Source organism: Vibrio chanodichtyis (genome assembly GCF_028863985.1).
In the GTDB taxonomy this organism is placed as follows: domain Bacteria; phylum Pseudomonadota; class Gammaproteobacteria; order Enterobacterales; family Vibrionaceae; genus Vibrio; species Vibrio chanodichtyis.
In genome coordinates, this window is sequence record NZ_JARBFT010000016.1 from 21944 (window position 1) to 38810 (window position 16867).

The 16867-nt window shown below is 48.0% G+C and carries 18 protein-coding genes; 10 read left to right on the top strand and 8 right to left on the bottom strand.

Annotated features, from left to right (window positions below):
- Positions 1-74: 74 nt before the first annotated feature.
- From PUN32_RS12550 to PUN32_RS12580, 7 genes are all read left to right on the top strand, one after another.
- Entirely contained in the window at positions 75-374 is a 300-nt protein-coding gene (locus PUN32_RS12550) for a DUF3301 domain-containing protein (RefSeq protein ID WP_274723529.1), read from the top strand.
- A gap of 90 nt (positions 375-464) precedes the next feature.
- Complete coding sequence (locus PUN32_RS12555; protein ID WP_274723530.1) at positions 465-761, top strand: DNA-binding protein; 297 nt, start codon at positions 465-467, stop codon at positions 759-761.
- Entirely contained in the window at positions 758-1207 is a 450-nt protein-coding gene (locus PUN32_RS12560; RefSeq protein WP_166014545.1) for a YaiI/YqxD family protein, read from the top strand. Before PUN32_RS12555 ends, PUN32_RS12560 begins: the two co-directional genes overlap by 4 nt.
- Positions 1208-1358: 151 nt before the next feature.
- The gene (gene tsaA / locus PUN32_RS12565; RefSeq protein WP_274723531.1) at positions 1359-2054 is read left to right on the top strand and encodes a tRNA (N6-threonylcarbamoyladenosine(37)-N6)-methyltransferase TrmO; all 696 of its coding nucleotides are present in this window, start codon (positions 1359-1361) and stop codon (positions 2052-2054) included.
- A gap of 98 nt (positions 2055-2152) precedes the next feature.
- On the top strand, positions 2153-3868 hold the full coding sequence (locus PUN32_RS12570) for a proline--tRNA ligase (RefSeq protein ID WP_274723532.1): 1716 nt from the start codon (positions 2153-2155) through the stop codon (positions 3866-3868).
- Between the two features lie 203 nt (positions 3869-4071).
- Complete coding sequence (locus PUN32_RS12575; RefSeq protein WP_166014543.1) at positions 4072-4275, top strand: YaeP family protein; 204 nt, start codon at positions 4072-4074, stop codon at positions 4273-4275.
- A 6-nt stretch (positions 4276-4281) separates the two neighbouring features.
- Complete coding sequence (locus tag PUN32_RS12580) at positions 4282-4473, top strand: DUF4250 domain-containing protein (RefSeq protein ID WP_274723533.1); 192 nt, start codon at positions 4282-4284, stop codon at positions 4471-4473.
- 195 nt (positions 4474-4668) lie between these two features.
- On the opposite strand, the gene purL is transcribed toward PUN32_RS12580, so the two are convergent.
- Positions 4669-8562 carry a phosphoribosylformylglycinamidine synthase gene (gene purL / locus PUN32_RS12585; protein WP_274723534.1) on the bottom strand — a complete coding sequence of 1298 codons (3894 nt, stop codon included), beginning with the start codon at positions 8560-8562 and terminating at the stop codon, positions 4669-4671.
- On the bottom strand, positions 8559-8765 hold the full coding sequence (locus tag PUN32_RS12590; RefSeq protein WP_274723535.1) for a hypothetical protein: 207 nt from the start codon (positions 8763-8765) through the stop codon (positions 8559-8561). Before PUN32_RS12590 ends, purL begins: the two co-directional genes overlap by 4 nt.
- A gap of 106 nt (positions 8766-8871) precedes the next feature.
- Here PUN32_RS12590 and mltF point away from each other — a divergent pair, with 106 nt between their 5' ends.
- Positions 8872-10452: a membrane-bound lytic murein transglycosylase MltF gene (gene mltF, locus PUN32_RS12595; RefSeq protein WP_274723557.1), complete on the top strand. Its 1581-nt coding sequence runs from the start codon at positions 8872-8874 to the stop codon at positions 10450-10452.
- Positions 10453-10741: 289 nt separating this feature from the next.
- Entirely contained in the window at positions 10742-10876 is a 135-nt protein-coding gene (locus PUN32_RS12600; protein ID WP_274723536.1) for a hypothetical protein, read from the top strand.
- Positions 10877-10932: 56 nt separating this feature from the next.
- On the opposite strand, the gene tadA is transcribed toward PUN32_RS12600, so the two are convergent.
- From tadA to PUN32_RS12630, 6 genes are all read right to left on the bottom strand, one after another.
- Complete coding sequence (gene tadA / locus PUN32_RS12605; protein WP_274723537.1) at positions 10933-11445, bottom strand: tRNA adenosine(34) deaminase TadA; 513 nt, start codon at positions 11443-11445, stop codon at positions 10933-10935.
- A 134-nt stretch (positions 11446-11579) separates the two neighbouring features.
- Positions 11580-13139, bottom strand: a complete 1560-nt coding sequence (locus tag PUN32_RS12610; protein WP_274723538.1) for an AbgT family transporter — start codon at positions 13137-13139, stop codon at positions 11580-11582.
- A gap of 348 nt (positions 13140-13487) precedes the next feature.
- Positions 13488-13901 carry a type IV pilus modification PilV family protein gene (locus PUN32_RS12615; RefSeq protein WP_274723539.1) on the bottom strand — a complete coding sequence of 138 codons (414 nt, stop codon included), beginning with the start codon at positions 13899-13901 and terminating at the stop codon, positions 13488-13490.
- Positions 13891-15240, bottom strand: a complete 1350-nt coding sequence (locus tag PUN32_RS12620; protein ID WP_274723540.1) for a hypothetical protein — start codon at positions 15238-15240, stop codon at positions 13891-13893. Before PUN32_RS12620 ends, PUN32_RS12615 begins: the two co-directional genes overlap by 11 nt.
- On the bottom strand, positions 15237-15827 hold the full coding sequence (locus PUN32_RS12625) for a pilus assembly protein PilW (protein WP_274723541.1): 591 nt from the start codon (positions 15825-15827) through the stop codon (positions 15237-15239). The genes PUN32_RS12620 and PUN32_RS12625 overlap by 4 nt, the downstream gene beginning before the upstream one ends.
- The gene (locus PUN32_RS12630; RefSeq protein ID WP_274723542.1) at positions 15808-16320 is read right to left on the bottom strand and encodes a GspH/FimT family pseudopilin; all 513 of its coding nucleotides are present in this window, start codon (positions 16318-16320) and stop codon (positions 15808-15810) included. Before PUN32_RS12630 ends, PUN32_RS12625 begins: the two co-directional genes overlap by 20 nt.
- A gap of 96 nt (positions 16321-16416) precedes the next feature.
- Here PUN32_RS12630 and PUN32_RS12635 point away from each other — a divergent pair, with 96 nt between their 5' ends.
- Positions 16417-16866: a type IV pilin protein gene (locus tag PUN32_RS12635; RefSeq protein ID WP_274723543.1), complete on the top strand. Its 450-nt coding sequence runs from the start codon at positions 16417-16419 to the stop codon at positions 16864-16866.
- The last annotated feature ends 1 nt before the right edge of the window (position 16867 follow it).

Here is a 16867-nt window from a genome sequence, read left to right on the forward strand (position 1 = left end):
AACGCCTGTACTGATGTCTCTGCCCAAGTTTGGAGCAGTTCTGTTATGAGCTCCCAGCACACCAAGGATAAAGCATGATCGGTGATTTATTGTGGATATTAGCCCTCTGCTGCGCCGGATGGGGATTTTGGCAGCAGCGCCACCAAGCGGAAACCGCCAGACAGGCGATTCAACGCCACTGCACCCAGCTTGATTTACAGCTACTCAATGTAGCTTTTGGTCAGCACAAATTCAGAACCAGCCAAGGTGCATGGGGTTTGCATACGGTGTATCTGTTTGAATTTTCAGCGCTTGGTGATGATTGTTATCAAGGTCAGCTAGAAATGCGCGGCTTAAGAGTAGGACGTTTTAGCCTGCCGCCATACCGAATTTAACTCAAGATTATCTCAGCAGCGCTAAGCGCTTTTGCTGACTGGCCATTTTGTCAGTAAGATGCCAGCAAACTCCGATCAGGAACGATGATTATGCAGACCACCAACGTTTCGCAACAACTAGAACAGATCCTTAATCAGCTCACCCAACAAGGCAAAACACCCTCGGTGGCGTTGGTCAAAGCGCGTTTAACCACCCCCGTGCCAATGCCAGCCATCATTGCTGCGCTCAAAAGTTGGAAAAATAGCCAACGCATTCCGAGCATCGAAGTGGCAGCCCCAATGCCTGCAAGTCTTGAGCAGCGGGTTGCCCTGTTAGAACAAACCTTATTGCAACTCTCAGCACGGGTCGCTGAATTAGAAGCCAGCACCCAAGGAGCACCAGTATGAAAATTTGGGTTGATGCCGATGCATGTCCAAAAGTGATCCGCGAAACCTTGATCCGCGCCGCAGAGCGTACCGGTATCGAGTGTACCTTTGTCGCCAACCATCTGATCCCACTGCCAAAGCGCGATAACATTCGGGCGCTGCAAGTCTCTGCAGGATTTGATATTGCCGATAATGAGATAGTCAGACGCAGCGAAGCGGGCGATTTGGTGATCACCGCCGATATCCCCCTTGCCGATGAAGTGATCAGCAAAGGCGGTTTAGCGCTCAACCCACGGGGGGAGCTGTACACCAAAGAAACCATCAAAGCGCGGCTCAATATCCGTGATTTTATGGATACCATGCGCGCCAGCGGTATTCAGACTGGTGGTCCGGCAGCACTTTCGCAAACCGATCGCCGCGAATTTGCCAATCATCTCGACCGGATTTTAGCCAAGCGTCGAGCATAAACCCTACACTGTCGATGGCCTGCCAGCTCGGTGGCAGGCTCAGCTAAGATGCCATTTCGCCTTGTGCAACGCTGAACCTACATCACGGCGCGCGATTTTTGCCACCAGCTATGCTATTTTTCGCTTATTCGCGCCGACCTATCATCACAATATGCATTCGATTGCCCCAATTGCCATTATTGAAAGCCCATACCAAGAGAAGTTTGCCGTTCCTCGTCAACCTCGTTTAGTACCGAGTGCTAGGGCGAGAGTTAAACTGCTCGGCGAAGCCAACTGCGCAGAGGCGATCCGTGGGATTGAACAATTTAGTCATCTATGGCTGCTGTTTTTGTTTGACCAAAACCTCGCCGCCGGTTGGAAACCGACCGTGCGCCCGCCTCGCCTTGGCGGCAATCAGCGCTTGGGAGTTTTCGCCTCCCGTGCTACGTTTCGCCCGAATGGCATCGGCATGTCCGCGGTTGAGCTACATGGGGTGAGTAAACAAGGTGATCAGTATTATCTCGAACTTGGCAGCGTCGATTTGGTCAATGGCACGCCGATTATTGATATCAAACCTTATATTCCCTACTCCGATGCGATCCCTGACGCACAAGGCGGTTACGCCGATCAAGCACCTGTCTGTCTACCAGTCAGCTTTAGCCCATCCGCCGAGCACGTACTCAACACTCATGCAGCCGGAGAACAGCGCCGCGCGGTGATCCATCAAGTGCTGGCGCAAGATCCGCGCCCGGCTTACAAAAAAAATCATGCTGACCACAAGTTATATGCGGTGAATTTGTACGATTGGAACGTGAAATTCAGCGTGAGCAACCAAGCAATCGTAGTCAGCGCAATTGAACCCTTTTGACAAAACCATTTGGCTGATATTATTAGCGCCCAAATTCGCTTGATAGCTGACTCCTGTTAAGGCGATTCCTTAAACTTTGATAAAACGGATACCATAGAATGCGTACCAGTAACTATCTTCTTTCCACTCTGAAGGAGACTCCAAACGACGCAGAAGTTGTGAGCCACAAGCTCATGCTCCGTGCAGGTATGATTCGTAAGCTGGCTTCAGGTCTTTATACTTGGCTGCCTACGGGTCTGCGTGTACTGCGTAAAGTCGAAAACATCGTTCGCCAAGAGATCGATAATGCCGGTGCTATCGAAACCTTGATGCCGGTGGTGCAGCCGTTTGAGTTGTGGGAAGAAACAGGTCGCTCTGAAAAAATGGGCCCGGAGTTACTGCGCTTTACTGACCGCCATGAGCGTCCGTTTGTATTAAGCCCAACCGCTGAAGAAGTGATCACCGCGCTGGTGCGTAATGAAGTAAGCTCGTACAAGCAACTGCCACTGAACCTGTACCAAATCCAAACCAAATTCCGTGATGAACGCCGCCCACGTTTTGGGGTGATGCGCGCCCGTGAATTCTGCATGATGGATGCGTACAGCTTTGACATCGACAAAGCGGGCCTAGAAAAATCCTACGAAGCCATGCACGTTGCGTATTGTAAAGCGTTTGACCGTATGGGCCTCGATTACCGCCCAGTGCTAGCAGATACCGGCGCGATCGGTGGTAACGGCTCACACGAGTTCCACGTATTGGCGGAAAGTGGCGAAGATCTGATCGCCTTCTCAACCGAATCCGATTACGCGGCCAACATCGAAAAAGCCGAAGCGGTGGCACCGACGATTGAGCGCCCTGCGCCTGCGCAAGCGATGACGTTAGTGGATACACCTAACGCAAAAACCATCGCAGAATTGGTTGAGCAGCATGGTCTGCCTATCGAAAAAACCGTGAAAACCCTGTTTGTTAAAGCCTCAGATGAAATCGATGCGCCTATCGTTGCGCTGCTCATCCGTGGTGACCATGAACTGAACGAAATCAAAGCCGAGAAACTGGCACAAGTGGCCTCGCCGCTGGAAATGGCCAGCGAAGAAGAGATCCGTGCACTGATCGGTGCTGGCCCTGGCTCATTGGGTCCAGTCGGCCTGCAACTACCATTCATCGTTGACCGTACGGTTGCGGTGATGAGCGATTTCGGCGCAGGAGCCAATATCGATGGCAAACACTACTTCGGTATCAACTGGGAACGTGACGTGGCACTGGGCCAGGTGGAAGATCTGCGTAATGTGGTAGAAGGCGACGTTAGTCCATGCGGCCAAGGTACACTGCTGCTCAAACGCGGTATCGAAGTGGGCCACATCTTCCAATTGGGCACGAACTACTCAGCCAAAATGAACTGTGGCGTACTTGACTCAAATGGTAAAAACACCATTTTGGAGATGGGTTGTTACGGGATCGGTGTTTCTCGGGTGGTGGCTGCGGCTATCGAGCAGAACCATGATGATTACGGCATCATCTGGCCTGATGCGCTTGCGCCTTTCCAAGTCGCGATTGTACCGATGAACATGCACAAATCTGAGCGCGTTCAACAAGCGGCTGAAACACTGTACGCAGAATTAACCGCTGCGGGTATTGAAGTGCTGTTTGATGATCGTAAAGAGCGCCCAGGGGTTATGTTCTCCGATATGGAACTGATTGGCGTGCCACACACCATCATCATTGGTGAGCGCAGCATGGATGAAGGCCACTTCGAATATAAACATCGTCGTAGTGGTGAAAAACAAGCGGTGGCGATGGCGTCGATCCACGAGTTTATCCAAGCTCAGATCGCCTAATCACCGGCACGAGCAACATCGCGCTCAATCAACTCATCAGGTCGCTCTCGGGCGGCCTTTTTATTACTTATGCCAGCCCAGAGCTGATCGCCGGATAATCATTGTTCAAATGAGCGGTGAGTTTGCGTTTGCGCAAGTGGCAAGTTTGGTATTTCCACCCGCTCTGTGTATATTGAGAGCAGTTATCATTTGAGGACAACCCAATGCAAGTTTACGATTGTTGTGAATTAGTACGCGAGCTTTACGCGCAAATTGGCAGTGGCGATCAAGGCTACATTCCTAAAGCGATCAGTTGTGCGCTGCGCACATTAAACGAGATCGCCGCCGATCCCGCTTTACCGCTCGAAACCAGACAAAAAGCCGCATTTGCCGCGGCCAATTTACTGATTTCCGATTTTGAGGATTAATCCCCCATGAACTTAGCCAACTTTGCCACCATGGATCCGATCATGCTGATGAGCATCGTGAACATGAAACTGCGTGACGATTTTGCTGGCGATTTAGACAAACTGGTCAACTATTTCGATATTGATCGCAGCGCATTAGAAGCTAAATTAGCCAGCGCAGGCTTTGAGTTTTTAGCACCAGTCGGCCAATTTCGCTAAACCAATGATCATAGCTAAGCGCCGAGGGTCATAGTAAAGCACCCAAGGTCATAGCCAAGCGCCCTTAATCAAAGCGGTGCGCAGCAAATTAGCAGCCCCCAGCCTAGCTGGGGGTTTTCTTTATACAAAAAAGCGCAGAGATTTCTCTCTGCGCTTTTGGTTGTTCGTTAGCTTAAGATTAACTCACATTAACCTTTAACCAAGGTATTTACGGGCATTTTGGAACATCCGCATCCAAGCGCCGTTCTCACCCCAATTATCTGGGTGCCATGAGTTGGCTACAGTACGGAAAACACGCTCAGGGTGCGGCATCATGATCGTCACTCGACCATCTTGAGTGGTTAAGCCGGTGATCGCATTAGGTGAACCGTTCGGGTTACTTGGGTAAGCTTGAGTTGGCTGACCAAAGTTATCCACGAAACGCACAGCCACAGTGCCAGATTGCTCCAGCGCCGCCAAATGCTGCTCATTGCGCACTTCAACACGCCCTTCACCGTGAGATACTGCAATCGGCATTCTTGAACCGGCCATTTCACTAAAGAATAGCGACGGTGATTTTTGCACTTCGACTAAGCTAAAGCGCGCTTCAAACCGCTCAGATTCATTGCGCACAAAACGTGGCCACAACTCAGCACCTGGGATCAAATCACGCAGGTTAGACAGCATCTGACAGCCATTACACACCCCGAGTGAAAAGCTATCTTTACGCTGGAAGAACTGCTCAAACTGCTCACGCGCTTGCGGATTAAACAGGATTGATTTTGCCCATCCTTCGCCCGCGCCCAGAACATCACCGTAAGAGAAACCACCACACGCGACTAAACCTTGATAAGCATCGAGCACGGTTTGTCCGGTTAAAATATCGCTCATATGGATATCGACCGCATCAAAACCTGCGCGATCAAAGGCGGCCGCCATTTCCACATGCGAGTTGACACCTTGCTCACGCAAAATAGCCATCTTCGGACGTGCACCTTTGCCGATGTAAGGTGCCGCTATGTCGGCTTGCACATCGTAGCTTAGCTTGGCGCTCAAACCTGGGTCACGGTTATCTTGTTTGGCGGCAAACTCTTGATCCGCACAGGCGGAATTATCACGCAATGCCTGCATCTTATGGGTCATTTCCGCCCAGATGGTACGCAGTTCAGTACGAGAACGCTCCATCAACACTTGCTCACCACGGGTGATCAGCAAGCGATCGGTCGCTTCTACTTCACCAATCACGTGTGAGCAGGTCGCCAAACCATGTGCCGATAACGTAGCAAATACGATATCCAGTTCAGTATTTTTTACCTGCAGCACAGCACCCAACTCTTCATTGAACAGTGCCGCCAGCGCATCATCGCCTAAGCTCTCAATATTGGCTTTGATGCCACAGTGACCCGCAAAAGCCATTTCTGCCAGCGTCACCAATAAACCGCCGTCGCCTTTGTCGTGATAAGCCACCAGCTTGTCGTCACGCACTAAAGCTTGCAGCGCATCAAAGAAGGCTTTGAGCTGGGCTGGGTTATCAACGTCAGCCGGTTTATCACCCAATTGCTTGTACACTTGCGCCAATGCGGTGGCACCAAGCCGATTCTGGCCGTTACCTAAATCAATCAACACTAAGCTGCTATCACCAAGATCGGTGCGCAGTTGTGGTGTGACCGTGTTACGAATGTCTTCAACCCGCGCAAAAGCGGTGATGATCAGCGATAGCGGCGAAGTCACTTCTTTCTGCTCGCCATTTTCTTGCCACTTGGTTTTCATCGACATCGAATCTTTGCCAACTGGGATCGTGATCCCCAGCGCTGGGCATAGCTCTTCGCCAATCGCTTTTACCGCTTCATAAAGACCAGCATCTTCGCCCGGATGACCGGCTGGAGACATCCAGTTAGCCGAGAGTTTAATGCGCTTAAGGTCACCAATATCGGTGGCAGCAATGTTAGTGATCGCTTCGCCTACCGCTAAACGTGCTGATGCACCGAAATCTAACAATGCCACTGGGGTACGCTCCCCCATCGACATCGCTTCACCGTGATAAGAATCAAAACTTGCAGCGGTTACCGCGCAGTTGGCGACCGGAACTTGCCATGGGCCAACCATTTGATCACGCGCTACGAGGCCGGTTACTGAGCGATCACCAATGGTGATCAAGAACGTTTTTTCAGCCACGGCCGGTAAACGCAATACGCGATCCAGTGCTTGGTTAAGTTCAATCCCTGAGCGATCTAACGCTGGACTCGCCACTTTCAGTGAATTCGCTTCGCGATGCATCTTAGGGGCTTTGCCAAGCAAGATTTCCATCGGCATATCGATTGGTGTGTTGTCAAAATGACTATCTTCTAGCGTCAAGTGACGCTCTGCAGTGGCTTCACCGACGACCGCATAAGGCGCACGTTCACGCTGACAAATCGCCTCAAAACGCGGCATATCTTGTGCCGCTACCGCCAACACATAGCGCTCTTGCGATTCATTACACCAGATTTCTAACGGGCTCATGCCCGGCTCATCATTCGGTACACTGCGCAGTTGGAATTTGCCACCACGATCGCCATCATTGACCAATTCAGGCAGCGCGTTAGAAATACCACCGGCACCCACATCATGGATAAAGGCGATTGGGTTTTGTTCACCCAATTGCCAGCAGCGGTCGATCACTTCCTGACAACGGCGCTCCATCTCTGGGTTTTCACGCTGTACCGAAGCAAAATCCAAATCTTCTGCAGATTGGCCAGAGGCCATTGACGAAGCTGCGCCGCCGCCAAGACCAATGTTCATCGCAGGACCACCAAGTACGATCAGTTTAGCGCCGACCGGGATCTCTTTTTTCTGAACATGCTCGGCGCGAATGTTGCCCATACCACCAGCAATCATGATCGGCTTGTGATAACCACGCACCTCTTCACCGGCGTGTGAAGTCACTTTTTCTTCATAAGTACGGAAATAACCGAGCAGATTTGGACGACCAAATTCGTTATTGAACGCCGCACCACCGAGTGGGCCTTCCAGCATGATATCCAGCGCATTGACGATGCGACTTGGTTTACCAAAATCGCTTTCCCATGGCTGCTCGAAACCTGGGATTCGTAAGTTTGAGGTAGTAAAGCCGACTAAACCTGCTTTAGGTTTACCGCCAATCCCGGTAGCACCTTCATCACGGATCTCACCGCCCGAACCGGTTGAAGCGCCCGGCCAAGGCGAAATCGCGGTTGGGTGGTTATGAGTTTCTACCTTCATCAAAATATGCGCATCTTCATGATGATAGGTATATTTACGGCTATCAGGATCTGGGAAGAAACGACCCACAGTCGAGCCGGTCATCACTGCGGCATTATCTTTATAGGCGGACAGTACGTGATCCGGCGTCTGCTCAAAGGTGTTTTTGATCATCTTGAACAGTGATTTATCTTGCACCGCACCATCAATCGTCCAATCTGCATTGAAAATTTTATGACGGCAGTGCTCAGAGTTCGCTTGCGCAAACATCATCAATTCGATGTCATTAGGATTGCGGCCAAGCTTGGTAAAACTCGCGACCAAATAGTCGATTTCATCTTCCGCCAATGCCAGACCAAGGGAAACGTTTGCCTCTTCAAGCGCACGACGACCACCGGCCAACACATCGACCTGACTCATTGGGGTCGGTTGTGCAACACTAAACAGTTGCTGCGCATCGGTGAGTTCTGCGAACACCACTTCCATCATACGATCGTGCAGCAGCGCTTTAAGAGTCAGGACTTGCGCATCCGTCAGTGGCGCTTCTGTCTCCACATAATAAGCCGTACCGCGCTCTAAGCGCTTAATGGTACTTAACCCACAGTTATGCGCGATATCGGTGGCTTTCGAAGACCAAGGAGAAATGGTACCCGGACGCGGTGTCACCAGCAGCAGTAGGCCTTGTGGCTGATGTTCTTGAATGGTTGGACCGTAAGTGAGCAGTTGTTCGAGCTTTGCCAACTCTTGTTGATTAAGCTCGGCATTAAGATCGGCAAAATGCATAAACTCAGCATAAATACCCGTTACCGGTAGGTGTTGTTGATGACACGCAGTAAGGAGCTTGTTAACACGAAACTCTGAAAGAGCTGGGGAGCCACGCAAAATTCTCATGTGCTTAGGTCTCTATGTCCAATTGATTGAGGTGTAATTGGCATAAACTCTTTTAAATACAGAAAATTAAACTGTAAACAACCAATGTATGCCGATTTCACCTCAGCTAATGGCTGCGCATTATAGAGCAATTCTTTTTGTGACGTAACACCAAAAGCAACCGTTTGCGTCATTTTTTTCGTTAATTTTGAGTTACGGCCCATTTGCACAAATCTTCGAGCTAAATGACAGGCTATTCAGTGAGGACTTTGCCAAAACCAGCGCCTTTGATATAAAGACATCTGTCTTGATGAGAGAAAACCCAAATTGATGACTCCTTTTGCCTATAAACTCCCCATTCGCGCACTCTGGCTAGGCTTATTGAGCCTAGTGCTGCTCGGCTGCCAAATTGATTCTGAGCCGAAAAGCGAGCTAGAAAAAATCCGTGAGCGCGGGGTATTACGGGTCGGCACACTGAATAATCCGCTCTCCTACTACATTGGTCCCGATGGCCCAACCGGATTGGATTACGAGTTAGCTCGCGAATTTGCTAAAGAGCTGGGGGTAAAACTGGAAATGAAGCCAGCCTATCGCCTTGCTAGCCTGTTTCCAGCGCTGAAAAATGGCGAAGTGGATATTATTGCCGCTGGATTAAGCCAAACCGAGCAGAGGTTAAAAGACTTTCGGGCAGGTCCCGCCTATTACTATGTGTCGCAGCAGGTCGTCTATAAAAAAGGTGCATGGCGACCTCGCGACTTCAGACAGTTGGTCGAACGCCAACAAACATTACGCAAAGATAATCTTGAATTGGATTTTTTCAGCGTGGTGGATGACTCACATTTTGAATACACCTTGCAAGCCAAGCAGCAACTGCACCCAGAGTTTCAATTTGATGTTGATACCAATTCCGATGTGAATGATCTGCTGAAAAAAGTATCACAAGGTGAATTGCTGTTTACCATGGCTGATTCGGTCGAAGTGTCTCTGTCACAGCGAGTCTACCCTGATTTAGCCGCGGCATTTGAGCTGACCGAAGATCAACCTATCTCATGGTTTTTACGTCGGTCGGATGATGAAAGTCTGTATGCTTTGATGATTGAGTTTTTTGGTAATTTAAAACAGTCTGGTTATCTTGCTTCATTGGAAGAAAAATACATTGGCCATGTCGGTGCCTTTGATTATGTCGATACGCGCGCCTTTATTCGTGCCCTTGACAGCCGATTACCGAGATGGATGCCGATATTCCAACAATACTCAGCTGAGTTTGATTGGCGCTTAGTCGCAGCATTAGCGTATCAAGAATCACACTGGAATCCGTATGCAAAATCACCGACTGGGGTGCGCGGCTTAATGATGTTAACCCTACCCACCGCACGCAGTGTCGGTGTTAGCGATCGCCTCGATCCTGAACAATCGATTCGTGGTGGAGTTGAATATCTGCGGCGAATGATGGTGCGCGTGCCTGATTCGATTTCTGAACATGAAAAAATTTGGTTTGCACTAGCCTCTTACAATATCGGCTATGGCCATATGATGGATGCGCGGCGTTTAACCAAGAGTCAAAATGGCGATCCTGATTCATGGGTCGACGTCAAAGATCGTCTCCCCCAGTTACAACAGAAGAAATATTTCACCCAAACACGTTATGGCTATGCCCGGGGGGAAGAAGCGCGTAGCTATGTGGAAAACATTCGACGTTACTATCAAAGCATTATTGGCCATCTTGAACAGCATCAAGTCGCGGTCGGTGATGAAAGCATCGAAGATCTGGCAGTCATTGAATTTGATGAAACTTTACTTAATCAAGACACCAGCAATGATGAGCTTGATGAAGAAGTGGTTAAACTCGAAGCGGAATCCATCGGTAATCGTAACCGCGATTTATCATCGGCTGATGAAAAGCAAAAATAGCTCGTTGATTTTTTGCTAAGAAAATCGCTAAATCAAGGCGTGAATGCGATTGATTGCCTATAGTCAAAAATAAGTAACATTCACGCGTGATAATACACCTAAACAACTTGGGGTTGCAGGTAGGCGGCAAGTGAGTAAGTCCTCATGAGCATAGACAAACTATGTGATTGGAGTGAACGAACCTAGCCAACACCATTGCAGCTTAAAGTAGGAAGGGTACACACGGATTGTAGGTTCCACCCCCTAAGGGGTTGGTTTTTTATCTCAGTAAGCAGTAGGAGGGTGTTTTATGTTGCGACGTAAACGTCAAACAAAACTCCTGAACAAAACCGTATCAGCCAATCGTCGCCGCCGTATGTTAGCCAACAGCAAGAAAAAACTGCTGGCTCGTCACCGCGCTTTCGTACAACTGATCGAAGCGTAATATGCTCGAAACTTAATAGCTCGTATGGCAAACATCACTCGATGTTTGCCAAAGATTCACAGCTCCAATGACCTTTGCGCCTTACGTTGGCTTTTGATCTCTTTACGGCGACGCTGGAAAAAAGCTTGCAACTGAGCGCGACATTCTGACTCCAACAGTCCCTTTTCAACCGTCGCATAATGGTATGCCGCTTGGCTGCTAAACAGATCCATCACCGTCCCCGCCGCTCCCGCTTTCAAATCCGGTGCACCATACACCACCCGTTTCACTCGGCTATGTAATAAGGCTCCGGCACACATTGGGCAAGGTTCTAGCGTGACATATAAGGTGGTATCGAGCAGTCGATAGTTATTGAGCACCACTCCTGCTTTGCGGATCGCATCAATTTCAGCGTGTGCTGTCGCATCATGCTGCGTAATCGAACCGTTCCAACCTTCTGCAATAATCTCACCATCACGCACTAATACTGCCCCAACCGGAACTTCACCCTGTTGCTCGGCATGTTCGGCTAATGCGATAGCTCGACGCATAAATTGTTCATCTTGAGCAGAAAATAGTGACTCGGACACAAACCTACTCCGGCGTGAATTGAAAACGCTGATTCTAGCTGAGATTGCTGGTAAAACGAAAGCCAGCGTAGCAAAAAGCCCACTCCATTGAGTGGGCTTGGCTTAGAGAATATTTCGCGCTTACATGCTGTAGCTTACATGGTGTAAGAGTAAGGCGCTTGGATACCAAGAGGAATACCAACCGCCCAGTAAGCAAGCAGGAACAATGACCAACCAATCAGCATCGCAATTGAGTAAGGCATCATGATCGAAGCCAAAGTACCAATACCGGTCGATTTCACATAGCGTTGGCAGTACACCACCACCAGTGGGAAGAACACCATCAAAGGTGAAATGATGTTAGATACAGAATCGCCCACGCGGTACGCTGCTTGAGAAAGCTCAGGAGAGATGCCAACCGCCATCAACATAGGCACAAGGATTGGACCAATCAGAGCCCATTTCGCAGAGGCAGAGCCCACCAACAAGTTGACCATTGCGGTCAGTAAAATCATCCCGACAATCGTCGCTTGACCTGGCAAGTTCATCGCTTTTAAGCCTTCCGCACCATACAGGGCAAGCATAGTACCAATATTCGATTGACCGAATGCCGAAAGGAACTGCGCACAGAAAAACGACATCACAATATAAGCGCCCATGGTCGACATGGTGCCAGACATGGCTTTAATCACATCATTGCTGTTTTTAAACGTGCCAGCCACGCGGCCGTAAACGATACCAGGAATGATAAATAGGATAAAAATCAGTGGCACAATTGATTTCATAATCGGCGCACTGAACGCGGTGATTTGACCGTCTGGTGAACGCAGAGCTGAATTTTCAGGCCATACCGCAGCCACCAACAGCGCAAGACCGGCAACCATCGCCCAACCTGCGTAGCGGAACGCTTTAGATTCTATTGGCGTAAAAGAGCCAAGATCCGGAGCGGATTCAGCGTCCTCATCGACTTTGGTTGCCGCTAAACGTGGCTCAATCACTTTATCGGTAACATACCAACCAATCGCGACAATGATGATCGATGAAAGACCCGTGAAATAGATATTCGCCAATGGGTTAACTTGGTAAGACTGATCCAACACTTGCGCTGCAGTTTGGGTAAAACCGGCCAGCAGAGGATCAATTCCAGATGGAATAAAGTTAGCCGAGAAGCCGCCTGAAACCCCAGCAAAAGCCGCAGCAATCCCCGCCAACGGATGACGACCCGCCGCATGGAAGATAATCCCGCCTAATGGAATAACCAGTACATAACCCGCATCCGCCGCGGTATGCGACACAATCGCCACCAAAATCAGCATTGGGGTTAGCAGTTTTAACGGCGTAACATTGAGCATTTTCTTCAGGCCAGTGGTAATAAACCCAGAAGAGTCCGCCACACCGACCCCAAGCATCGCCACTAATACAATGCCAAGCGGCGCAAAACTGGTAAAGGTAGTCACCATATTGGCAAGAAAGTGCGCCAGAGATTCACCGGTAAGTAAATTGTTGATTTCGAGTGCTTGACCGGTACGTGGGTTAATTAAATCAAAGCTCAGGTTCGACAGCAGCGCTGAAGAGACCCAAATGATGATCAAAGCCCAAAAGAAAAGAATTGCCGGATCAGGGATTTTGTTTCCCGCCCGTTCAATAAAGTTTAAAAAGCGATCCATGCCACTCACTTTAGTGGATGTCGCTTGGTTGGTAGTGTGGTTACTCATAGTAAATTCCGTAATGTGATGTTGCTGCGTGAGGCCCTACTTATTCGACCTTCTGTTGCCGTTTCAAGTTTCCGTGTGCAGGAGATCAATCCGTCACCGTGAAACGGTAATTTTTCGTCCGACATTGTATAGAAACCGCTAACTTAAAGCACAGGATTCGTTATTTTTTTACATAGTTAGAGACATATTTTGCAAAAAAGCAAAAATAAAGACACGGATAGCAAACATTACAGAGAAAACAATAGATACATTTTCGCAACCAATGTGCAAAACTAAGGTGGCAGAAATCTCAATCTCGCCGATCGATTCAAGCTCTCATGACAAGGCGAGCAGAGTAGAGATGGCGGATTAGTCGAATTCGCTGTGTTGTGAAATCATGGTGTGCAGCGTCACCGATTGAGCGGTACCATGCCGATCTTGCCAGCGCGCTTCAATCTCAATACTTTTTAACTCACCCGCCAGTGCTACGGCAGGCACCGACCAAGACAAATGATAAAGCGGATGTGAGAGATCCTGCCCAGCAACAATACTGCTAGCAAAATCAGCGCTCGGCAGCGCAGCGCTGACAGAAGAAGAGCCACGAGTACGAAACCACTCTAATTTCTGCTCAGCAAGATTTAATGCTGCGACGCTGTGCAGGGCATAATCGGCCCGCTGCTCAATATAGGCTTGCAGTTTGACTAGCCCGAGTGCACCGACGCCAATCAACACAAAAGAGATCATGACTTCAATTAAGTTAAAACCTGCTTGCTTATTGCGCATACCAACTTCCTTGTTGCCAACGGATATTATTCAGGCCAGAGGTTGGGCGTTTACTGGAGTTAAATGACAGCTCCATGGCTCCTGCGATAGAAACGCCTAAGCCATCACTATCAAACCCGTACCCACCAGTTGCTTTAAAAGAGCCAGCATCAACGTAGACAGTCTTACCTTCTTTATTATCTTTATTAATATATTGTTCGGCACCTTGTAATACAGTTGGAACATTGGCGATATGACCATTTCCCATATCGACTTTATCGTAAAACATCGACTGCCAGAAACTATCTATATTCTCTGGTGAAAACTGCTCTTGCGTATTATCAACCAAATGAAATATCGAACCCTCTAATACAGTAGAACCGAAATTGGCAAACATGCCATTTTCAATCACCAAGGTGTTATTTTCTTTTTTATTTAAAGTAAATGATTCGGTTAAAATACAATTCCCGGACACCCATACTTGATCGACAAGATCCAAGGCATTTTTAATTAATTGCCCACATTGCTTAGCTTGAACATTATCAGAAATATTTATTATTCCTTGTGTAGGAAAAGAAGCTTTTACTTTCGCAATATTTTCTGGTGTTTTTTTATAGCCAAAAAATGATTCAAACGGATCAATTTTATTATCATATACAAAATCATCTTTTAATTCAGGATCGGAATTGTCAGGATTATCCGTTTTAGTTTTAGAGGCATGGCCGGTTAAATACACATTTGTTGTGGTATTTTGCGTACAACTCCCCGCGGGAGAGCCAGCATATAAACTATTTTCTTTGATGCCTTCGGTTTGATACTTAGCGCTAGGGCTGCCTTGCAGGGTGTAGCTGTATTTATAGGTGATCGATACACACTCATATTCACCATCTTCATTTATGCCACCCTTTGCATCGGGATTAACTTGTAAATCGCCGTAAGTGGTTAACCTCGATGTGGTTTGAATCGCCCCTTTACTGCTATTATTGTGCATGGTGAAGATTTTACTCAACTGCGTCCAACCATTGTGGGATTTAGCATTAATTTGATAGCGACCATCAGCGAAATCAGTAATATTTAACTGACTAAGATTTAAGGCATCTTTACAGATCTGATTAAGCTGACCATGATCAATCGGAGTAAGCTTATCAATGGTTGATATATCTTGCTTAACGTAAGTAAATAAACATTCGAGTCCACCTTCTGCTTGCCAATGTTGCTGGCGAGCCGTCACTTCATTCTGAGCGCGCTTAATTTGATAAAATAAATTCTTATAGGAACCTAAGGTCACCACCAACGCCGCCGACAACAAGATTGAGGTAATCAGTAAAGTCGTCATACCTTGTTGATATTTAGCTCTCATTGCCAATTCCTTTGCTGAATCGTTAATCCAATGGTATGCGAAATAGTCGGGTCATTTTTTAATTCAGCCGCCATCGTAATAGCAAGCAAAGCACTATCCACCGAAGCACCTTGCAGTAATGAATGGCTGACATCAAATTGAACCACTTTAATTTGGCTCGGCATAAAAAGATCGAAACATCCACTCGCAACGCTTGCAATATCTAGAGGTAACGGGGTTTCATTTTGGCAATATTGCAACATATGATTATTTAATCGATATACGGTATTGCTCACCGAGCTTGAGCTTGATCGGTAAACATAGCCAATTTGATTCGCTTGATGGTAAAGCACCGAGCTCGCTCCAGATAGCATCAACGAGTAGGTTTCTATGCCAGCAAAACCCGCACGCTGAATATCTTCTTTCATCTGCTGCATCACGCCGCTCATTTGCTGTTGCAGCATAATCTGTTTACTACGCTGGGCCGCCGTTTTTTGGTTAGCCAAAAAAACACCGCCGATGATACCAAGTGCGATCACTCCAATTAATGCGGCAATCATAAACTCAATCAAGCTATTACCTTGATATTTAGCATTTTTCAAAGCCATATTTTGCCTTATTGTCAGCACAGACTCGGATACGTCCCGCCCGATTATGCACAATCACTTTAATCGGATTGGCATCCAATTCCGTTTGTTTAAGCACCATACTGCCGGCAGTTTGAGGATTGCCCATCACCGGATCAAATTTGAGATTCGTTAAGGTACCAGAACTCGATACCAGCACATTGCGATAGCGCGCACCTTGCAATACCGCCAACGTAGTGTGCTCGGTAATATCAGCGGCGGCCTCTACACTGGCTAAGCGCAATGTCCAATCACCACTTGCAGAAGGTAAGCCTTGCATGTGTACCCACAAATTTTGATTTCTCAATACCGCTTCTGATTTCGCTTGGATCAAAAAACCTTGTAACTCATTGGCTAAATTAACCATTTTGCTCTGTTGGCTAATTTGCGAAAAATTGGGGGCTGCAAACAGCAGCAGTGTAGTAAGCACGGCTACGGTGATCAGTAGCTCAAGTAAGGTAAAGCCGCGATGCATTTCCCAAAATCCTTTGCAAGCTGTGAGAAGAGGATGAATCAACTTGCATAGATGCTAACAGCTATCAACAATGGCGTTGTTTGATAAAGAGAACTAATGGAAATGATTCGAAAATTTTTCTGCAAGCCAAGGTTAGTCTGGCAACAAGGTATGACCTTGATCGAATTAATGATCGCGGTAGTGATAGTCGGAATACTCGCGGGCATCGCTTATCCCGCTTATACCGACTACGTCAAAGAAGGGCATCGTAAGCAGGCGCTCGCCGATATGGCCAAGATTCAGCTCTATTTAGAAGAAAAATATAACCATGGCTATACGGATGCCACTGCGGGCATCGTTGATGGCAATAAGCAATGTGGCACCTTCTGCGCGGTGGATATAACACGCTATAAAATTGAAGTACTGGCTGACGATAAGAGCTACATGATCAAAGCCATACCGCAAAAAGACAAAGGACAAACCAGCGATCAATGTGGCGCTCAAACTTATCAAGAGATCACCCTTAATCACCAAGGGGAAACCACTCCGATTGCCTGCTGGAACTGAT